Raw genomic sequence first — 19,326 nt, 5'->3', positions numbered from 1 at the left:
GCTATTTTTCTTTATGGTTTCGGCTGCAGCCTAGTTGCCGTTTCCGTTGCGGTAGGCTTCGATAGCGGCGCGCACACTGCCAAACTTTTTTAGTAGGGCACCGGCTTCCGCTCTGCCTATACCTAGCTCCTCCATCACCATGCGGGTGCCGCGGTCTACCAGCTTCAGGTTGGAGAGTTGCATATCCACCATTTTGTTTCCTTTTACACGGCCAAGCTGCACCATGGTAGCCGTGGTAAGCATGTTCAGCACCAGTTTTTGGGCAGTACCGGCTTTCATGCGGGTGCTGCCTGTCACAAACTCCGGCCCGGTGATAACCTCTACCGGGTATTCAGCGGCGGCAGCTACGGCACTGGCTGCATTGCAAACTACGCAACCGGTGGCAATGCCACGCTCACGGCAGGCATTCAGGCCACCGATCACGTAAGGTGTCCTGCCCGATGCGGCAATGCCCACCACAATATCTTTCTCGTTGATATCATGTTGCTGCAGGTCTTTCCAGGCCTGTTCGGCATCATCCTCGGCAAACTCCACAGCTTTGCGAATAGCCGTATCCCCTCCGGCAATAATGCCGATCACCATACCATGCGGCACGCCGTAAGTTGGAGGGCACTCCGAGGCATCCACAATACCCAAGCGACCACTTGTGCCAGCCCCGATGTAAAACAAGCGGCCACCAGCCTTGAGCCGGTCCACGGTTACTTTTACAAGCGCCTCAATCTGCGGCAGCGCTTTCTCTATGGCCAGGGGTACTGTTTTGTCTTCCCGGTTGATGTTCACGAGCAGCTCGCGCACGCTCATCTGCTCAAGGTCGTCGTAATTGGAAGCTGATTCGGTTGTAGACACTTGTTTTTAATTAAGAATGATGAATTAGGAATTACGAATTGGTCCGGGAGTAAATTTATGTCTTTTCTCCTTTGTTCTTCTTCCCTTGTTCTGATCAGGGCTATTGCTCCCCAATCTGCGCCAGCAGCTCTTTGTGGTAGGCCATCAGGCCATCGCTTGGGCTGGTGATGATGGTGCCGATGGTGGCGCCATACTTCTTGGCCACCTGCTTCAGGGTATCGGAGAAATGGAAGGCGATGGAGCCCACAAAGTTCACCGGTACTTTATCGAAGTCTTTGTACTTGCATATGTGACGCTCAAAGAACTCATCAAAGTTTTGGTAGATCATGGCGCGTATCACCGGATCTTTGCGCTTGTCGTGCATAAACCTGGCGAACGTGGCCAGATAGGTGCTTGGCATGTCTGAATAATACACCGAGTCCAGGATACTGTCCTTGGTAAGGTTGTAGCGGTTTTTCAGTGACAGCGCCAGCTCCTCAGGAAGCTCCCGGTACAGGTAAGCCTTGATCAGCATTTTGCCCAGGTAGGCGCCGCTGCCCTCATCGCCCATCAGAAAGCCCAACGACGGTACATTGTCCTCAATGTTTTTACCGTCGTAGAGGCAGGAGTTGGAGCCGGTGCCCAAGATGCAGGCAATGCCCCGCTGGTGGCCACACAGGGCGCGCGCCGCTGCCAGCAGATCGTGGTCTACGTGAATCAGGCTGCCCGGAAAGGCTTTTGCCAGAGCCTGCTCCACACGCAGGTTACGGTCAGGAGAGCTGCAGCCGGTGCCGTAGTAGTAAATGGCCTTCGGATGCTTCTCCTCCAGGTTTGGCAGCAGTTCATCTGCAAGAATGGTGTATATCTGGGCGGCGTCTAAATACTGCGGGCTAATCCCGGCAGTGTTTACCTGGGTAGAAACACCATCTGCGTTCATCATGCGCCAGTCCGTTTTAGTAGCGCCGCTGTCAGCTATTAAGATCATGGTATGTGTTTGATTTTATGACAAGTCAAGTATGGCCTTGGCAACTGTTTGTAGTTGGTCCGGCTTAATTTGTGGGCTTTTGCCTGCTCTTTACGATCCCCACCGCCTCAAATTTATCAAAAACATTGGCATTATGCGGAGCATCCTTTAATTCTTCGGTCAGGTCCTGGCCTGCCCAGTGCTCGTAATGTTTTCCATCGCGCCACATCCGCGACTTTTTTACATTGTAAATCACGCCCTCGTAAGCCACCCAAATCTCATCCCGGTCCTGCCCGTTCCGTAGTGCCAGTTGCTGTAGGGTGTATTCGGGTAAGTTCATTTTTTGTAGTTGTGTAGAGGTTTGAGAAGGGGTGTCCTGAGAACTCTTTGGGTAGTCAGAAATAAAGACGGTTTGGCTGCTGTGTTTTCTGAGTTAAACAAGTGTGAAGTAGAAAACAGTTGTATAGATTATTCAACATTTGGCTAGCTCATGTTGACATAGTGCGTTGTTTATTCAACCTAATATATGATTTGATTTTATTTTGGATGTTTTCCTCAACCCATAGACCGTAGTCTGATTTTTGGTCTTTTTTGACTGGTTTATACTGCCTATTTCCTTTTTCCGACCAGATATTCTGACTTGCCCACCTACCAAAAGGGCAACAGTCATTTATGATAGCTGTTTCGAGCTTGGTGTCATAAAGTCCGAACATGTACCCTCCTCTCGAAAACACTAAGAATCTGTTATCGATCAGGTCGATTTTGGGATCTGATGCATAGGAACTTGATTCTTCGTAATTAGCTAGTATTTCTCTCGAAAGCATCCATTCTCTATCTTCTTCTGACACTCCGTTCTCAAAGCTCCAGTTTATATAAATTGTCTCGGGGTCAACATTCTTTTCAATCTTCAAGACACTGAATCCTGGATCACTAATTCCTAGGGCATCTTCATACAGGCAATAATTATATAACCCATCAGGAGATTCTATATGCTCTATGTAATCCACGTAATTTAGATCACACCCAAATAGAAGCAGAGATGCAGATATGATCAGATAGAGTTGCTTCTTTATTTTCAATTCTTTTGCCTTATTACCAAGTAAAACTAGCCGATACGGGCCTGGGTCAGTATCCAGCGGTTGGGAACCTCGCCTTTGGTGGCTTGCAGATAGTCTTCGTAGCTGCACGGAATAATGCGGCTGCCGTTGTCGGAGTTGAGCGGCTCCACTTCCATCCACCATTTCTCGCTGTTTTTGCTCTTGTAGAACGTCATGCGGTCGGGGTTATCATCGGCAAAGGCCACGGCATACTTGTTAAAGTGGCGGCTGCTGAAGTCTTTCTCGTGCTTGCGGTGGTAGAACCCTTCGATGAAGTACCACAGCATGGTGGCCACCGTCATGGCAGTCAGCTCGCGCTGGTCCAGTGCCGGAACATACTCGTAAATGCCCAGCGAGGTCAGGTTGTCGTTCAGGCCAGCATACCAGCACAGTTGGCAGGCCTCCTCACCTGTCAGGCCAAAGGGATTGGCAGGTTCGCAGGCCGGGGCGTCCTGGTGGCGGATAGCCGAGATATCAAACGTCAGCAGGTCGGCCACGCGCACCACCGGCTCCATCTCCTGCACATTAGTATGCACCTGGCCCACGCGGTAGGCCTCGAAGTGCATTTTCTCCAGCGTTCCCATCACCTCAGGCTCCACCAGGTACGATTGGTACCCGATCTGGCCCAGGCTGAAAAGGTAGTTGGGCTCGTGCATGAGTATCTGGCGCAGCTGCTTCTTGTTCGGGGCCGCGTCGGGGTCCTCGGTCATGTCCACGCTGCTGTCTACGGTTACCATGTTCACCACGCGGTCCAGGTGCTCGTAGCCCAGGTACTGCCCATACTCCAGGTCCTGAGAGCCGCCGATGATAATGGGAATGGTATTGTGCGAAATCAGCACCTCCACGATCTCCTTTAGCCTGAGGTAGGTATCGTCCAGCGAGATGCCGGGGCGCAGGTTGCCGAGGTCCACGATGTGGCAGCGGCCGGCGCCCTTGTTCAGGCTGTAGAGTTTTTTGCGCACCAGGCGGGCCGGGGCCTCTGCGGTGGCAGCTTCCTCTGTTTCGCTGGTTCCGCGGCCGCGGGTATCGTTAATGCCGAGTATGGCAATGTCAGCGGTGCGCCAGTCTGGAAATTTGCTTACGAAGCGGCTGATGTACGAGCCCAGTGTACGGGGCTTGTTCAGCGAGGCAAAGATGTCTTCGTTAAGAGGCTCAAAAAATATAGACAGGTTCATGCTTCTCCGGTTTTTACTGATGTCACCTAAAATAAGTAAAGCGCAGCCAGCGGTGTCATTTGCGGCTCCTGCTGTAGGACTATAAATATAAGGCTTGGGAAATATTTATGAGGCCTTGCCTAGCAGAATTCCTAAAAAAATATTAAAATGCATCAGGAACACAGGGCACAACAGGCTTTTGTCACTTCTTTATCGCTTTCAGCGTACAAATATCGCCAAACATAACCACCATGAACGTAACCAGACCTTTAGACCTCTTGCCTTTTCAGTTGCAGCAGTTTCCGCAACCCGACTGCCTGGCAGCCAAAGTAGATGGCACCTGGCAGAAGTATAGCACGCAGCAAGTACAGGATTACGCGAACCAGGTAAGCCTGGGCCTGCTGAAGTTGGGTGTGGGAAAAGGCGATAAAGTAGCCATCATCTCCTTTAACCGGCCGGAGTGGGTGTTTGCCGATTTCGGCATACAGCAGGTGGGTGCTACCAGCGTGCCGATGTACCCAACCATCACCGAGGAGGATTACCGCTACATTTTTAACGATGCCGAAGTAAAGGTGATCTTTGTGGCGGATGCCAGCCTTTACAACAAGGTGGTGGCGGCCACCCGCGGCATGGAAGGGGTAAAAGAAATTTATACGTTTGATGAGGTAAGCGGCGCCAAGAACTGGAAGGAAGTGCTGGAACTGGGCAAGGGCGAAGACGTGCAGCAACTGGAGCCCCTGAAAGCTGCCGTGCAGCCAGACGACATACTGACGATCATTTATACTTCCGGCACTACCGGCAACCCAAAGGGCGTCATGCTGACGCACAACAACATTGTCAGCAACTTTATGGGCGCCTTCCCTTATGTGCCGGTAAATGAAAACCACCGCGCCCTTAGCTTCCTGCCGCTTTGCCACATTTTTGAGCGCATGTTGCTGTATTTATACTTCAGGGCGGGTGTTTCCATTTATTATGCCGAGAGCATTGAGAAAGTGGCCGATAACCTGAAAGAGGTGCAGCCGCACGTGTTTACAACGGTGCCGCGTCTGCTCGAGAAAGTGTATGACAAGATTGTAGCCAAAGGCATGGAACTGGAAGGCGTAAAGCGAAAGCTGTTCTTCTGGGCGCTGGACCTTGGCCTGAAGTATGACACCCAGAAAGACCATGGCTGGTGGTACAACAAGCAACTAGACCTGGCCAACAAGATTATCTTCAGCAAATGGCGCGAGGCACTGGGCGGTAACGTTATTGCGATTGTATCAGGCGGCGCCGCTTTGCAGCCGCGCCTGGCGCGCGTGTTCTGGTCGGCTAATATCCGCGTGATGGAGGGCTACGGCCTGACGGAGACGTCGCCAGTGATTTCGGTGAACCGTTTTGAGAAGGAAGATAACGTAATTGGCTCGGTGGGTAAGGCCATCGACGGCGTAGAGATAAAGATTGCCGAGGATGGCGAGATTCTAACCCGCGGCCCGCACGTGATGAAAGGCTACTACAAGAAGCCGGACCTGACAGACGAGGTGATCGACAAAGACGGCTGGTTCCACACCGGCGATATCGGGGAAATGATCGAGGGCAAGTACCTGAAGATCACGGACCGCAAAAAAGAGATGTTCAAGACCTCCGGTGGCAAGTATGTGGCGCCGCAGCCAATCGAGAACAAGCTGAAGGAATCGGTGGTGATTGAGCAGGCCATGGTGGTGGGCGACGGCCGCAAGTATGCCGCGGCGCTGATCGTGCCATCGTTTATGGGCTTGCAGGACTGGGCCTCGCACAAAGGCATCAAGTATACTTCGGATGAGGAGATGATCAAGCAGCCGGAGGTAATTGAGAAGTTTCAGCGCGAGATTGATAAGACAAACGAGGGCCTGGCGCAGTACGAAACCATTAAGAAGTTCAAATTGATTCCGAAGATGTGGACTGTAGAATCGGGTGAGCTAACGCCGACGCTGAAGGTGAAGCGCAAGGCCATTACCGCCAATTACCAGTCTGAAATAGAAAGCATGTTCTAGGCGCAGCCTTCCCGATAAGCAGTGCTCAAAATCACTATAACAAATAGCTCACGGGTATGACGCAGCAAACAGAAGTAGCCATACCGAAAGGGCAGCTATACTTTGGCGTCGAAAAACTGCTGCTGCTGGATAGGGTATACCTGAAGTTGGTGCGGACCGGAATAGCCCTCTGTAGCTTGTACATGCTGCTGCTCCTGATCAACAACCTGGAGGTGTCGGCCTGGCAGATGGCGTTTTACGTGGGCGCCTGGGTGCTCACGGCGGTTGTGCTGTTCCTGCTGCGCCACCACTCCGATGCGAAAGCCATCAGCTATGCGCAGATGCAGGAGGTGACGTTTAAGAAAGCGCGTTTTGGGTACACGAATCCGGTGATGGAGGTCCTGTTTCTGAACGAGCGGCAGGTGCTGAAGAAGCGCTATGTGCAGTTGACGGAAGAGCAAATCGCGGATGTGGCTGCCATCTTGCGCATTAAAGGCGTAGTGGTGGAAGCTTAGAGTCATCTAAGGTAAAATCAAAAGTATAGCCCTTTCCCTTACCGGAAAGGGCTTTTTTGTGCCTTTCCTACACTTTATGGAAGTATACGCCATCCTCTCTTTGATTTTATAGTATAACTATACCTGTAAGCCGTAAGACAAAAGCTGCAGCCTCTCGGGCTGCAGCTAGATTAATTTTTTGTTAAAAAGGTATGCAAGCATAACATTTTTTCCTATATTTGGTATATACCTTAGTACATGCATGAAGCCTGAAGAAACCATAGACTACCACTTTAAAGTATGTTGGCACGCCATCTCGCGTATGTACAATACGGAGGCCGTGAAGAACGACATGACCACCTCCATCGGTTTTGTGTTACTCAACATAGATCAGCAAAAAGGTACACCCGCCACTAAAATAGCGCCGCTGCTTGGCCTGGAGGCCCGCAGCCTGACCCGTATCCTTAAAAGCATGGAGGAGAAGGGCCTTATCTACAAAGTGTCCGACCCGAGTGACAAGCGCCTGGTGCGCATTTTCCTGACAGAGAAAGGACTTGAGAAGAAGGAGGTGTCCCGGCAAACGGTGAAGCTCTTCAACAACAAGGTGCGCGATGTGATCCCGCAGAAAGAGCTGGACGTTTTCTTTAAAGTATGCGAGCGCATCCAGGGCATGATCGAAAACAAAGAAATATTTTAACCATAGACAACTATAGCTATTCTATGAAAAGAATAATAAAAAAAGTAGCGGTGCTTGGCTCCGGTGTGATGGGCTCCAGAATTGCCTGCCACTTTGCCAATATCGGCGTTCAGGTGCTGCTGCTGGACATCGTACCGAAAGAACTGACACCGGAAGAGGAGAAAAAAGGGCTTACGCTTGAAAGCAAAGCCGTGCGCAACCGCCTGGTGGACGGGCACCTGCAAAGCGCGATCAACGCCAACCCGTCGCCGCTTTACCGCAAATCCGATGCACACCTGATTTCGACAGGTAACTTCGAAGACGATATGAAGGATATCGCTACTGCCGACTGGACCATTGAGGTGGTGGTAGAGAACCTGAAAGTAAAGAAGATCGTGTATGACCAGGTGGAGCAGTTCCGCAAGCCGGGTACACTTATCTCCTCCAACACCTCCGGTATTCCGATTCACCTGATGCTGGAAGGCCGCTCCGACGATTTTAAGAAGCACTTCTGCGGCACGCACTTCTTTAACCCACCGCGTTACCTGAAGCTGCTCGAAATTATACCTACACCGGAGACAGATCAAGATGTAGTGGACTTCCTGATGCACTACGGTGATTTATACTTGGGTAAGACCACCGTATTGGCAAAAGATACGCCTGCCTTCATTGCGAACCGTGTGGGAATCTACGGCATTATGCAGACGCTTAAGGCCATGGAGAAAACTGGCCTGACGATAGACGAAGTGGATCGCATCACGGGCCCTATTGTGGGCCGTCCGAAATCTGCCACGTTCCGCACGCTGGATGTGGTTGGTCTGGATACCACCATCAATGTAGCCAACGGCCTATACCAGTCCGGCGAGAACGACGAGTCGCGCGACCTGTTCCAGATTCCGGGCTATGTGCAAAAAATGGCCGAGAACAAATGGCTGGGAGATAAAACCGGCCAGGGCTTCTACAAAAAGACAAAAGACGCCAAAGGCAAAACCGAGATCCTGACGCTGGACCTGAACACGATGGAGTACGGGCCGAAGCAGAAGGTGAAGTTCCAGAGCCTGGAGGTGCTGAAGCCAATCGATGACCTGAAGAAGCGCATCAAAGTGTTCTCCGGTCAGTCTGATAAGGCAGTGCAATTCTTCAACGAGACGCTGTTTGGCCTGTTCCAGTACGTTTCCAATCGCATTCCTGAAATTTCCGACGAACTGTACCGTATCGACGATGCCCTGCGTGCCGGCTTTGGCTGGGAGCTTGGCCCGTTTGAGTATTGGGATGCCATCGGTGCACGCGAAGGCGCTCAGCGCATGATAGAAGCCGGCTATGAGCCTGCTGCCTGGGTAGGCGAGATGCTGGAAAACGGCAAAGAGGCTTTCTACATTGTAGAGAACGGACAGCGCCGCTATTACGATATCCAGACAAAAGAATACAAAGCCATACCGGGTGCTGAAAACTTCATCATTCTGAATAACCTGCGTGAGAACAAGGTTGTCTGGAAAAACAGCGGTGCCACTATACTTGATTTAGGTGATGGCATTCTGAACGTGGAGTTCCATACCAAGATGAACACGATTGGCGGCGATGTAATCATGGCCCTGAACAAAGGCATAGAGCTTGCCGAGAAAGATTTCCGCGGCATGGTTGTAGGCAACGATGCCGCTAATTTTTCTGCCGGAGCCAACGTGGGGCTTATCTACATGTATGCGCTGGACCAGGATTACGATGAGCTGAACATGATTATCCGCCAATTCCAGAACACCATGATGCGCATGCGCTATTCGGCTATACCGGTAGTAGGCGCTCCGCATGGACTTACGCTGGGTGGTGGCTGCGAACTGAACCTGCACTGCGACCATATCCAGGCATCTGCCGAGACTTACATGGGCTTGGTAGAGTTTGGTGTTGGCTTGATACCAGGCGGTGGCGGTACAAAAGAGATGACGCTGCGCGCTGCCGATATGTATGCCGAAGGCGACATCGAGTACAACGACCTGAAGAACGTGTTCCTGAACATCGGTATGGCCAAGGTTTCTACTTCAGCCAAAGAGGCAGTAGACTTAGGCTACATGCGCAAGAGCGACGGCATTACGATCAACAGCAACCGCCTGATAGCCGATGCCAAAGCACAGGCTATACTGATGGCTGATGCGGGCTATACCAAACCGGTGCAGCGCACCAACGTGAAGGTGCAGGGCAAAGGTGCACTGGGTATGTTCCTGACAGGTGCCAACGCCATGTACACGGGCCGCTACATGTCTGCACACGACCTGAAGATTTCACAAAAGCTAGCCTATGTGATGTGCGGAGGCGATTTGTCTGCCCCAACGGAGGTGAGCGAGCAGTACCTGCTGGACCTGGAGCGTGAGGCCTTCCTGTCGCTGACTGGCGAGCGCAAAACTTTGGAGCGCATCCAGAGCATCCTGACCACAGGCAAGCCGCTTAGAAACTAATTCTATAGTACAAACTATAAAAGAGCATCAAAATGAACAATGCATATATCGTAGCCGGATTTCGTAGCGCAGTGGGCAAAGCTGGTCGTGGCGTTTTCCGGTTCACCAGACCTGATGATCTGGCCGCAGATGTCATCAAACACTTAATGAGTACGGTGCCTGCCCTGGACCCTGAGCGCGTAGACGACCTGATTGTAGGGAATGCGGTACCTGAGGCGGAGCAAGGCCTGCAGATCGGTCGTATGATCTCGCTGCTGTCCTTGCCCATGTCAGTGAGTGGCATGACAGTGAACCGCTACTGCGGCTCCGGCCTGGAGACGATCGCGATTGCCGCCAACCGTATTGCAGCCGGCATGGCCGACTGTATTGTGGCGGGTGGTACCGAGTCGATGTCGATGGTGCCTACGGCTGGCTGGAAAACAGCACCGAACTACAAAATTGCAAGCAAAAACCCGGATTGGTACCTGAGCATGGGCTTAACAGCCGAGGCAGTGGCCGCAGATTATAATGTTTCACGTGAAGACCAGGATGAATTTGCACTCAAGTCGCACCAAAAGGCGCTGAACGCAATAGAGAAGGGGTACTTCAAAGACCAGATTGTTCCGGTAACGGTAGAGGAGACTTACCTGGACGACAACGGCAAAAAGAAAACACGCACCTATGTAGTAGACACGGACGAAGGACCGCGGGCCGATACTTCCCTGGAGCGCCTGGCGAAGCTGAAGCCAGTGTTTGCCGCCGGTGGAACCGTAACAGCCGGTAACTCTTCTCAAACGTCTGACGGGGCTGCCTTTGTGATCGTGATGAGCGAGCGCATGGTAAAGGAGCTGAACCTGGAGCCCATCGCGCGCCTGATCAGCTACGGCACCGGTGGTGTGGATCCACGCATCATGGGCATGGGCCCGATCGCCGCTGTTCCAAAGGCACTTAAGATGGCAGGCATGACGTTAAACGACATCGACCTGATCGAGATGAACGAGGCTTTTGCCGCGCAATCCATTGCCGTCATGCGCCACCTGGAATTCGATCCGGACAAGCTGAACATCAACGGTGGTGCCATCGCTTTGGGTCACCCGTTGGGTTGCTCCGGCGCTAAACTCACCGTGCAGCTTTTCAGCGACCTACGCCGCACAGGCGGCAAGCACGGCTTGGTAACTGCCTGCGTTGGCGGAGGCCAAGGTGTGGCTGGAGTGTTTGAACTTCTAAAATAGACACAAGACACAAGATGTAAGACACAAGACTTTTTAGATGCACAATTTCAAGGAATTGATTATTTGGAAAGAGGCAATGGAGTTAGCGAAAGCAGTGTATGAGGCTTCTTCCTCATTCCCTGCAAATGAAAAGTATGGTCTTACCTCACAAATTAATAGGTCTGCTGTATCAGTTCCCTCAAACATTGCTGAGGGGGCCGGAAGAGGTTCTGATAAAGAGTTTAATCAGTTTCTGAATATTGCTTTAGGTTCAGCTTTTGAGCTGGAAACACAGTTGCTTTTAGCACAAGCTTTTGGTTTTATACATGAAGTCAAGCTAAATGAGCTGCTGGGGCAACTGCGAAAGATTCAGAGAATGATCGATGGATTTAAGAAAAAACTAAATAAGCGAGAGTAAGAGCAAGTCTTGTGTCTTGTGTCTTATGTCTTGTGTCCAAAAAGATAAAAGACAATAGCCATGGAAAAATCAACTCAAAACGCCGCCATACAAGGTGGTGAGTTCCTGATAAAGGAAACAAACCCGCAGGACGTATTTATTCCTGCAGAATTCAACGAAGAGCAGCAGATGATGGCGCAGACCTGTAAGGACTTTGTGCGCGAGGAAGTATACCCGCTGCTGGAGCGCCTGGATAACCACGAAGAGGGCCTGATGGAGAACCTGATGAAAAAAGCAGGGGAACTGGGTTTGTTCGCTGTATCTGTTCCAGAAAACTACGGCGGCCTGAACATGGACTTCAACACGGCGTTGCTGGTTACAGAATCAGTAGGCGGTGGACATTCGTTCCCGGTAGCCTTTGCGGCACACACCGGTATCGGCACGCTACCAATTTTATACTTCGGTACCGAAGAGCAGAAGCAGAAGTACGTGCCCAAACTGGTGAGCGGCGAGTGGATGTCTTCTTACTGCCTCACGGAGCCGGGATCCGGCTCGGATGCGTTGGCGGCCAAAACAAAAGCAGTGCTGAACGAGGCAGGTACGCATTATATCCTGAACGGGCAGAAAATGTGGATCACTAACGCTGGTTTCGCGGATGTGTTCATCGTGTTTGCTCAGGTGGACGGAGACAAGTTCACGGGCTTTATCGTAGAGAAAGGCTCGCCGGGGCTAAGCCTTGGCAACGAGGAGCACAAGATGGGCATTAAAGGTTCTTCTACGCGCCAGGTATTCCTGGAGGATTGCCAGGTGCCGAAGGAAAACGTGCTGGGCGAGATTGGTAAAGGACATTTGATCGCCTTTAACATCCTGAACATTGGCCGTATCAAATTGGCGGCTGCTACACTGGGCGCCTCCAAAAGCGTAGCAGACCTGTCGGTGAAGTATGCGAACGAGCGTATCCAGTTCCAGATTCCAATCTCGAAATTCGGAGCCATCAAGTATAAACTGGCTGAGCAGGCCATCCGCATCTATGCCGTGGAATCTGCGCTGTACCGTTGTGGTATGGACATCTACCGCAAAGAACAGGAGCTGATGGCCGGTGGTGCCGACGATAATGAAGCGCTACTGGGTGCTGCCCGCGAGTTCGCTGTGGAGTGCGCCATGCTAAAAGTAGAGGGCTCTGAAGTACTGGATTACGTGGTGGACGAAGGGGTGCAGATTTACGGTGGCTACGGCTTCTCGGCTGACTACCCAATGGACCGCGCGTACCGGGACTCACGCATCAACCGCATTTTTGAAGGTACCAACGAGATCAACCGCATGCTGACCGTGGACATGATTCTGAAGAAGGCCATGAAAGGCGAGCTTGACCTGATGGGTCCGGCCCAGGCAGTGCAGAATGAACTGATGGCTATTCCGGATTTCGGAGAAGAGGAGGAAGGCCTGTTCACGGCAGAGCACAAGGCGATTAAAAACCTGAAGAAAGCCATTCTAATGGTAGCCGGTACCGCTGTGCAGAAGTACATGAACTCGCTTGCCAAAGAGCAGGAGGTGCTGATGAACATTGCCGACATGGCCATTAAAACCTACGTGGCCGAATCTACCCTGCTGCGTGTGGAGAAACTGGTGAACATGAAAGGCGAAGAGGCCGTGTCGAAAGAGATTGACATTGTGCGCGTAGTCGTGAATGATGCCGTGGATTCTTCTTTCAAAGCAGGTAAAGAAGCCGTGGCCGCGATGGCCGAGGGAGATGAGCAGCGCCTGTTGTTCATGGGCCTGAAGCGCTTCACGAAGAAAGACCTGTACAACACGAAAGAAGCACGCCGCCGTATTGCAGCTGCCTTGATCGAAGCAAACGAGTACGTGTACTAATTTAAAATACCTACAGTTCGGAAGGCTGTCACCGCTAAGGTGGCAGCCTTTTTTTGTGACCTTACCTTAAAATGATAGCAAGCTTCTAAGGAGCTTTCACTAAACAAAATGTTGTGCAGACATCGGATGAAAAAAAGGTTGCAACGTATGCACTGTAGCACCCCTCGTCAATCAAGTGTGATGAATTATGCAGGTTTCTTGTCTCATTCCGTGCTATAACGAGCGGCAACGCATTGCTGCAGTGCTGGAGGTGGTTTCTAAGGTAAAGTACATTAGGCAGGTCGTTTGTGTAGATGATGGCTCTACAGACGGAACTGCTGACTACATCAAGGCCAATTGGCCGCAGGTGCTTGTCGTGCAACAGCAAAGAAACAGTGGCAAGGTGGCCGCTATACAGCAAGGGCTCAAAAGCATAACAAATGAGCTTGTGCTGCTAATGGACGCCGACCTGCAGGACCTGCGGACAGACGAGATAGAAGCTGCCATCGCTGCCATTACTGAAAGCCCTAGTGTAGATATGATTATCCTGAGGCGCATTAATTCGCCCTGGTTCGTGCGCTGGTATCGCTCCGATATTCTTTTGTCGGGGGAGAGGCTTATCAGGAAAGCAGATCTGGAGCAAGTGATGCAGTTAAAACCTGAGCGCTACCAACTGGAGGTAGCCATTAACCGCTATATGCTGCGCCACAAAAAGCAGGTACGCTGGATGCCATGGTCAGCCAGAAACACCTATAAAGTAAATAAACTGGGCGTGCTGGACGGCTCTAAAAAGGAATTCAGGATGTACGTGGAGATTGTCTCTTTTGTAGGTTTCTCCCATATGCTGCTGCAACTCACCTCGTTTACCAGAAAGATAAATGCGCAGCAACAAAACAGAGGTGGCCTGCCCCGCCTGCTGCGGCAGTTCAAGCTATAAAAAAGGACACAAGACGCAAGACAAAAAGACGCAAGACCTCTTGAGTTGATAACTCATATCAAAGAACCCACCCCTGCCCCTCCGAGGAGGGGAATTACTGCAATAGTAAAATAATCCCCTCCTCGGAGGGGCAGGGGTGGGTTAAACTTTCAAGAAGAAGCTTCCAAGAAGAAGTATAAGGCCAGCAACTACTTTACCTGAACATGCTTCAGCTGTAGCCCTTTGTCTTTCTTGCCACTGCGCACCACCGTCACAATGTTTTTATCGGCCAGCCAGGCAGTGTAGGCTCTCAAATAAGCTGGTTTGCTATCCTTTGCCACCTTCAGGCCAACCGTTTTCGGGGCAGATGCGCTGCCGTTGCTGGTGTTGATCTGGCGCAGGTACAAATCATACTTGCCGTTAAGGTCCTCGAGTGTGAGCAGGTTCAGGGTGTTGCCGCTCAGGTAGGAAGCATAGGAGATTCCCGCGAAGCCTTCTGCTGCGGGAGCCTCCTGCTGCTTCATGAGTACCGAGTTCCAGGAACTGTCCATAAACTCATCATAGGCGAACAGGTGCAGCTCTTTGGCGAAGAAAGGTGCGTTGTCGCCACCAGCGGTGTACTTCTTCTCGGCCACCACCACCAGTTTTTTCTCTGGCGTTAGCAGCAGGTCCGTCAGGTAAATGTCCTGCAGTTTGGTGTTGTCACTGCTCTTGTCGAGCGCGTTCACTTTTTGCACATAATCCGGCGTAAACTGAAACTCCTCGGCAAAAACCATGTCTTCGTTCTCGAAATCATACTTCACCGCTTTCAGGCTGTAGTAGCCGTTGCTGGCCTCGTCTGCCGTGAGCACGGCGCCGTACATTTTGCCGTTGGGCATCAACTCAAATTTCGTGTCGCGGATGTACACTTTTTTTCCGTCAAATGCGCCACCCACCAGCACCGACATTACCTTGGCCTCCTTGCTGTCAGGCGAATACTGGCGCACGCTCAGGCGGTTCATCTGGTCTGATATCAGGTTCAGGTACTGCTCCCCGTTGTTGCCCAGCTGTATGTCTGCCGTCATGATGCCGCGCAGGTCGTTCAGGTTATAGGTTACATCCTGCTGCTTCTGCAAGCGGCCGTTATACAACGTGCCGCTGATGGTTTGGATCTGGAAGCTGTTGTCGGTATGGTAGCGGAATGCCAGCACTCTGGAGCCATCCTCCGAAACAGCCACTCCGGCACGGCGGCCTTTGGCAGGAGCCTCCAGCAGCAGCGACGGTTGCTCCTGCTGCCCGTTCTGCAGGTTGATGTAATGCCCCAGCAGTTGCTGGTTCTGTCCGTTTTTGCGGTGCGTCACTACCAGGGCTGCCTCCTGGGTGGCCGTAAAAGACTCGATGGTTTCGCCTTCAGCCAAGGGAATCTCTGCTGCCCACTGCCGTTTCAGGTCTGCGTTATACTTCTCCACGGTATACTTTCGGGCGCCATCACTGTTCAGCAGCACGAAGGCATCCTGCCCCACTGGTATGGCTTTCTGCTTGATGCGCGGGTTATAATGGTCTTCGCTTTTGTCGGGTTGATAACTGAAAGCTACGGATGCCTTGGTCTTGGCCTGGGCTAATAGATCCTGCGGCTGACACAACAGGCTTAGAAACAAAAGCGGAAGGATGAACTGCTTTTTCACGGTAAGTATAGATTAGGTAGTATAATACGTACTAAGTTAGGCGGTACCGGCCAGATTGTAAACGGATACCTGTATATTAAGCTTCGTCTATTGTTTCGCGTGGAACGATAGGAAAAACCCGCTCTCTTAACGAAGAACGACAGCAGATGGTATTGGCATTTATACTTCTGTACTTTCCGGCAGTACCTGCACCGGCTGCTTGTGCTCATCTATGGCCACAAAGGTAAAGCTGCCGTTCACCGCCTTCAGCCGGGTATCAGAGTACATTTCCTCCACATAAATATCCACCTGCACCTTTAAACTGGTTTTGCCCACGCTTACCACCTGCCCAATTAATTCGATAATTGTGCCGGCCGGGATGGGTTGCGTAAAATCGATTCTGTCGGAGGAGACAGTAACCACTCGTTTGCGGCAAAAGCGGGTTGCCGTGATAAAAGCCACCTCGTCCATCAGTTGCATGGCGGTGCCACCAAAAAGTGTGTCGTAGTGGTTGGTGGTGTTCGGGAAAACCGCTTTAAAAATGCGTGTCTCTGATTGGGCAATGCGCTCCTGTAGGTTCATGTATTTGAATTGATGGGGAATTAATGAAGTATAGCCAATGCTATTCGGTATAGTTTTCTAGCTGATTCTGCTCCAGTTTACGGTGTTTACACTTAAAGACTGAATATGACGCCGGATATTGGCGTGCTCCGGCTGCTCCAATTGGGCGTCCCCGTTAAGTATGCGCTGTGCGGCGGCGCGTGCCTCTTGAAGTATGGGCGCATCCTTCGAGAGGTCGGCGATCAGCAAATCCAGCACACCGCTCTGCTGCGTTCCCATTAAATCGCCTGGTCCGCGTAATTTCAGGTCAATGTCAGCAATCTCAAAGCCGTTGTTGGTGCGCACCATCGTTTCAAGGCGCGTTTTGCTGTCCTTGCTCAGCTTGTAGCCTGTCATCAGGATGCAGTAGCTTTGCTCGGCGCCACGGCCCACGCGCCCGCGCAACTGGTGCAGCTGCGACAGTCCGAAACGTTCGGCGCTCTCAATCACCATCACTGAGGCATTCGGTACGTTTACACCTACTTCAATTACGGTAGTGGCCACCATGATCTGCGTCTCGTTTTTCACGAAGCGCTGCATCTCGTAATCCTTGTCCTGTGCCTTCATTTTGCCGTGCACCATACTTACCTTGTACTCCGGGAAAGCGCGCTTCACGCTCTCGTAGCCGTCCATCAGGTCCTTGTAGTTCTCCATCTGCTCCGACTCCTCTATCAGCGGGTACACAATGTATACCTGGCGGCCAAGCTTTATCTGGTCGCGGATGAACTGGAACACCCGCAGGCGGTGCGAATCGAAGCGATGCACGGTTACGATCTCCTTACGGCCTGCCGGCATCTCATCAATCACCGATACATCCAGGTCACCATAGAGCGTCATGGCCAGGGTGCGCGGAATAGGTGTGGCCGTCATCACGAGCACGTGCGGGATAACGCGCGGATTCTTGCGCCACAGCTTTGAACGCTGCTCCACCCCGAAACGGTGCTGCTCATCCACAATGCAAAGACCCAGGTTCTGAAACTGCACCACGTCCTCCAGCAGGGCATGCGTGCCCACGATCATTTTCATGTCGCCGGAGCGCAGTTGCTCGTGCAGCACTTTTCTGTCTTTCGCTTTGGTTGAGCCGGTGAGTTTGCCCAGGTTAATGCCGAGGCTATCTGCAAAGGCTTTCAGGCCCACGTAATGCTGGTCAGCCAGGATCTCAGTTGGCGCCATCAGCACTGACTGCGCCCCATTGTCTGCGGCGATCAGCATGGTGATAAAGGCCACGATGGTTTTGCCCGAGCCCACGTCGCCCTGCAGCAGGCGGTTCATTTGCTTTCCGGCGGTCAAATCGCCATAAATTTCTTTTATCACCCGCTTCTGCGCATTCGTCAGGTCGAAGGTGAGGTGGTTTTTGTAGAATTCGGTAACAGTAGGAACCTGGTTAAAAATCTGCCCCTTCAGGTCGGCTTTGCGCACGACCTTGTGCCGCAGTAGGCGCAGCTGTATGTAAAATAACTCCTCGAATTTGAGTCGGAATTTGGCCGCGTTATACTTCTCCACCGTCTCCGGGAAATGGATGTTGGCGTAGGCGCTGCGTTTGTCGGTGAGGCGGTAGGTGTCGATCAGCTCCGGCGACAGCGACTCCTGCACTTGTGGCAGCGCCACCTTCAGCAGGTGCTCGATCATCTTGCTGATCACCTTGCTATCGATGCGGTGGGCCTTCAGCTTTTCGGTGGTATGGTAAACAGGCTGCAGGAAAGCAGTAGTTTGTTTCTCCTCTGCCAGTTCCTCCAGCTCCGGGTGCGCCATGTTAAACCTGCCGTTGAACTCGGTGGGCTTCCCGAATACGATATAATCCGTGTGGTTTTTCAGCGACTTCTCCATCCACTTCACCCCCTTAAACCACACCAGCTCCAGCTGATCACCATTCTCATCCACCAGTGTGGCTGCCAGGCGCTGCTTACGTCCTTCACCTAGTACTTCCTTGCCCCGGATGCGGCCGCGCACCTGCACGTACGGCATGGTCTCGTCCAGCTCCGCAATTTTGTAGAACTGCGTGCGGTCGAGGTAGCGGAAAGGGTAATGCTGGATCAGGTCGCCGTAGGTGTAGATGTTGAGTTCTTTCTGCAACAACTCCGCCCGCATCGGTCCTACGCCCTTCAGGAACTCTATTTTGGTGCTGAAAAAGTTGCTCACGCTTTGGCTTGCTTTTAGGGTGAAAGTATGGCAAGTATAAAGTGTAAAAATACGCAAAAGCCCCGACAGGTGTAAGTGCTGCCGGGGCTTTATACTTGCTTCTTTAAGATTTCACTCCGAAGGTCCTGCGAGTGTCAGGATAGTTGTTGGAGGAGTAACAGCTTATTTTAGCTCTTCATTGAGGCCCTTTACTAAATCTGCAAGTGGCTTGAGAGAATCATTGATTCTTTTTAAGACCTCCGCACTTGGAGTATAGTCGTATACTCCCATTGTATATACTCTTTTGCCATTATCAATCTGTTCTCTGCTTCTAGTATCTATTTCATTGAAGGGGAAGTTGTGCGTTAAACCATTCCTCTCATTTCTAAAACTTCTAATATCATTATTATCTAATATCATTATTAAATGAAGAGAGGAGACTAGCTGCTCTTTTCCCCTCTAGTTTATCAGCAATATTTCTATTAAACCTGCCACCTTCCTTGACTTCTAAATTGTAAAATACATTTAGTAAATGATATACTATATCAGATGCAGATATATAATGGTAATAGTAGTGTTCGGATGAATATCTGAAAAGGAATAAATTTGACCTGTCTCGCTCGCTTCTGAGATAGGGGAGAAATATTGTTGCTCCTGAATCTGTGTCTTGTTTCCAAACATCATCATGTATACCTCTATCAAAATGGTATTTAGTAAGAACGTAGCTAAAAACAAGCTTGCTTATTTTATTGTTGAACCTGTTTTTCCAAGGCCATATATCAAGAGCATTTTTATACTTTATAAAATCAGTGTAAGACTTGTCATTAGTCTCATCATCCAAATATAGTTTATCAATAAGAGGCTGTGACTTGATTATCACTTTTCTTTCTTCAAGAGAAGGATAAGTGAAAGGATCATAATCAAGCTCTTGTTCTTCCATTATGTTTTTTACAGAAAATAATGACA

Annotated in this window: 18 protein-coding genes; 8 read left to right on the top strand and 10 right to left on the bottom strand. The window is 51.1% G+C overall.

Features of this window, described 5'->3' with window-relative positions:
• Positions 1 to 30 precede the first annotated feature (30 nt).
• The 5 genes from murQ to A0W33_RS06325 form a co-directional block, all read right to left on the bottom strand.
• Positions 31 to 846, bottom strand: coding sequence for an N-acetylmuramic acid 6-phosphate etherase (murQ, locus tag A0W33_RS06345; RefSeq protein WP_071890018.1), 816 nt, complete (start codon positions 844 to 846; stop codon positions 31 to 33).
• A 100-nt stretch (positions 847 to 946) separates the two neighbouring features.
• Positions 947 to 1,810, bottom strand: coding sequence for a hypothetical protein (locus A0W33_RS06340; protein ID WP_068837373.1), 864 nt, complete (start codon positions 1,808 to 1,810; stop codon positions 947 to 949).
• Between the two features lie 64 nt (positions 1,811 to 1,874).
• Entirely contained in the window at positions 1,875 to 2,129 is a 255-nt protein-coding gene (locus tag A0W33_RS06335; protein ID WP_068837372.1) for a cytochrome b5 domain-containing protein, read from the bottom strand.
• A gap of 148 nt (positions 2,130 to 2,277) precedes the next feature.
• The gene (locus A0W33_RS06330; protein WP_068837371.1) at positions 2,278 to 2,868 is read right to left on the bottom strand and encodes a hypothetical protein; all 591 of its coding nucleotides are present in this window, start codon (positions 2,866 to 2,868) and stop codon (positions 2,278 to 2,280) included.
• A 26-nt stretch (positions 2,869 to 2,894) separates the two neighbouring features.
• The gene (locus A0W33_RS06325; protein WP_068837370.1) at positions 2,895 to 4,061 is read right to left on the bottom strand and encodes a formimidoylglutamase; all 1,167 of its coding nucleotides are present in this window, start codon (positions 4,059 to 4,061) and stop codon (positions 2,895 to 2,897) included.
• Positions 4,062 to 4,291: 230 nt separating this feature from the next.
• Here A0W33_RS06325 and A0W33_RS06320 point away from each other — a divergent pair, with 230 nt between their 5' ends.
• The 8 genes from A0W33_RS06320 to A0W33_RS06285 all read left to right on the top strand — a co-directional run bounded on the left by A0W33_RS06320 (position 4,292) and on the right by A0W33_RS06285 (position 14,020).
• Positions 4,292 to 6,049 carry an AMP-dependent synthetase/ligase gene (locus A0W33_RS06320; RefSeq protein ID WP_068837369.1) on the top strand — a complete coding sequence of 586 codons (1,758 nt, stop codon included), beginning with the start codon at positions 4,292 to 4,294 and terminating at the stop codon, positions 6,047 to 6,049.
• 56 nt (positions 6,050 to 6,105) lie between these two features.
• Positions 6,106 to 6,543: a hypothetical protein gene (locus A0W33_RS06315; RefSeq protein ID WP_068837368.1), complete on the top strand. Its 438-nt coding sequence runs from the start codon at positions 6,106 to 6,108 to the stop codon at positions 6,541 to 6,543.
• A 241-nt stretch (positions 6,544 to 6,784) separates the two neighbouring features.
• Positions 6,785 to 7,219 (top strand): MarR family winged helix-turn-helix transcriptional regulator, encoded by a 435-nt coding sequence (locus A0W33_RS06310; RefSeq protein WP_068837367.1) that lies wholly within the window; start codon positions 6,785 to 6,787, stop codon positions 7,217 to 7,219.
• 23 nt (positions 7,220 to 7,242) lie between these two features.
• Positions 7,243 to 9,645 carry a 3-hydroxyacyl-CoA dehydrogenase/enoyl-CoA hydratase family protein gene (locus tag A0W33_RS06305; protein WP_068837366.1) on the top strand — a complete coding sequence of 801 codons (2,403 nt, stop codon included), beginning with the start codon at positions 7,243 to 7,245 and terminating at the stop codon, positions 9,643 to 9,645.
• A gap of 32 nt (positions 9,646 to 9,677) precedes the next feature.
• A complete protein-coding gene (locus A0W33_RS06300) occupies positions 9,678 to 10,856 on the top strand; it encodes a thiolase family protein (protein ID WP_068837365.1) in 1,179 nt (392 codons plus the stop codon).
• 37 nt (positions 10,857 to 10,893) lie between these two features.
• Positions 10,894 to 11,253 (top strand): four helix bundle protein, encoded by a 360-nt coding sequence (locus tag A0W33_RS06295; protein WP_068837364.1) that lies wholly within the window; start codon positions 10,894 to 10,896, stop codon positions 11,251 to 11,253.
• 60 nt (positions 11,254 to 11,313) lie between these two features.
• A complete protein-coding gene (locus A0W33_RS06290; protein ID WP_068837363.1) occupies positions 11,314 to 13,104 on the top strand; it encodes an acyl-CoA dehydrogenase family protein in 1,791 nt (596 codons plus the stop codon).
• Between the two features lie 187 nt (positions 13,105 to 13,291).
• Positions 13,292 to 14,020: a glycosyltransferase family 2 protein gene (locus tag A0W33_RS06285; protein WP_068837362.1), complete on the top strand. Its 729-nt coding sequence runs from the start codon at positions 13,292 to 13,294 to the stop codon at positions 14,018 to 14,020.
• Positions 14,021 to 14,208: 188 nt separating this feature from the next.
• Here the strand turns inward: A0W33_RS06285 and A0W33_RS06280 are convergent, their stop codons facing one another.
• From A0W33_RS06280 to A0W33_RS06260, 5 genes are all read right to left on the bottom strand, one after another.
• Positions 14,209 to 15,663: a hypothetical protein gene (locus A0W33_RS06280; RefSeq protein WP_068837361.1), complete on the bottom strand. Its 1,455-nt coding sequence runs from the start codon at positions 15,661 to 15,663 to the stop codon at positions 14,209 to 14,211.
• A gap of 159 nt (positions 15,664 to 15,822) precedes the next feature.
• Entirely contained in the window at positions 15,823 to 16,224 is a 402-nt protein-coding gene (locus tag A0W33_RS06275; RefSeq protein WP_068837360.1) for an acyl-CoA thioesterase, read from the bottom strand.
• Between the two features lie 57 nt (positions 16,225 to 16,281).
• A complete protein-coding gene (gene recG, locus A0W33_RS06270) occupies positions 16,282 to 18,381 on the bottom strand; it encodes an ATP-dependent DNA helicase RecG (RefSeq protein ID WP_068837359.1) in 2,100 nt (699 codons plus the stop codon).
• A gap of 162 nt (positions 18,382 to 18,543) precedes the next feature.
• On the bottom strand, positions 18,544 to 18,780 hold the full coding sequence (locus tag A0W33_RS06265) for a hypothetical protein (protein WP_068837358.1): 237 nt from the start codon (positions 18,778 to 18,780) through the stop codon (positions 18,544 to 18,546).
• Positions 18,767 to 19,300, bottom strand: coding sequence for a Cthe_2314 family HEPN domain-containing protein (locus tag A0W33_RS06260; RefSeq protein ID WP_068837357.1), 534 nt, complete (start codon positions 19,298 to 19,300; stop codon positions 18,767 to 18,769). Before A0W33_RS06260 ends, A0W33_RS06265 begins: the two co-directional genes overlap by 14 nt.
• Positions 19,301 to 19,326 lie beyond the last annotated feature (26 nt).

The organism is Pontibacter akesuensis, assembly GCF_001611675.1.
In the GTDB taxonomy this organism is placed as follows: Bacteria; Bacteroidota; Bacteroidia; order Cytophagales; family Hymenobacteraceae; genus Pontibacter; species Pontibacter akesuensis.
The sequence above is the reverse complement of the archived record's forward strand: the minus strand, read 5'-3'. Positions and strand labels throughout refer to the sequence as shown.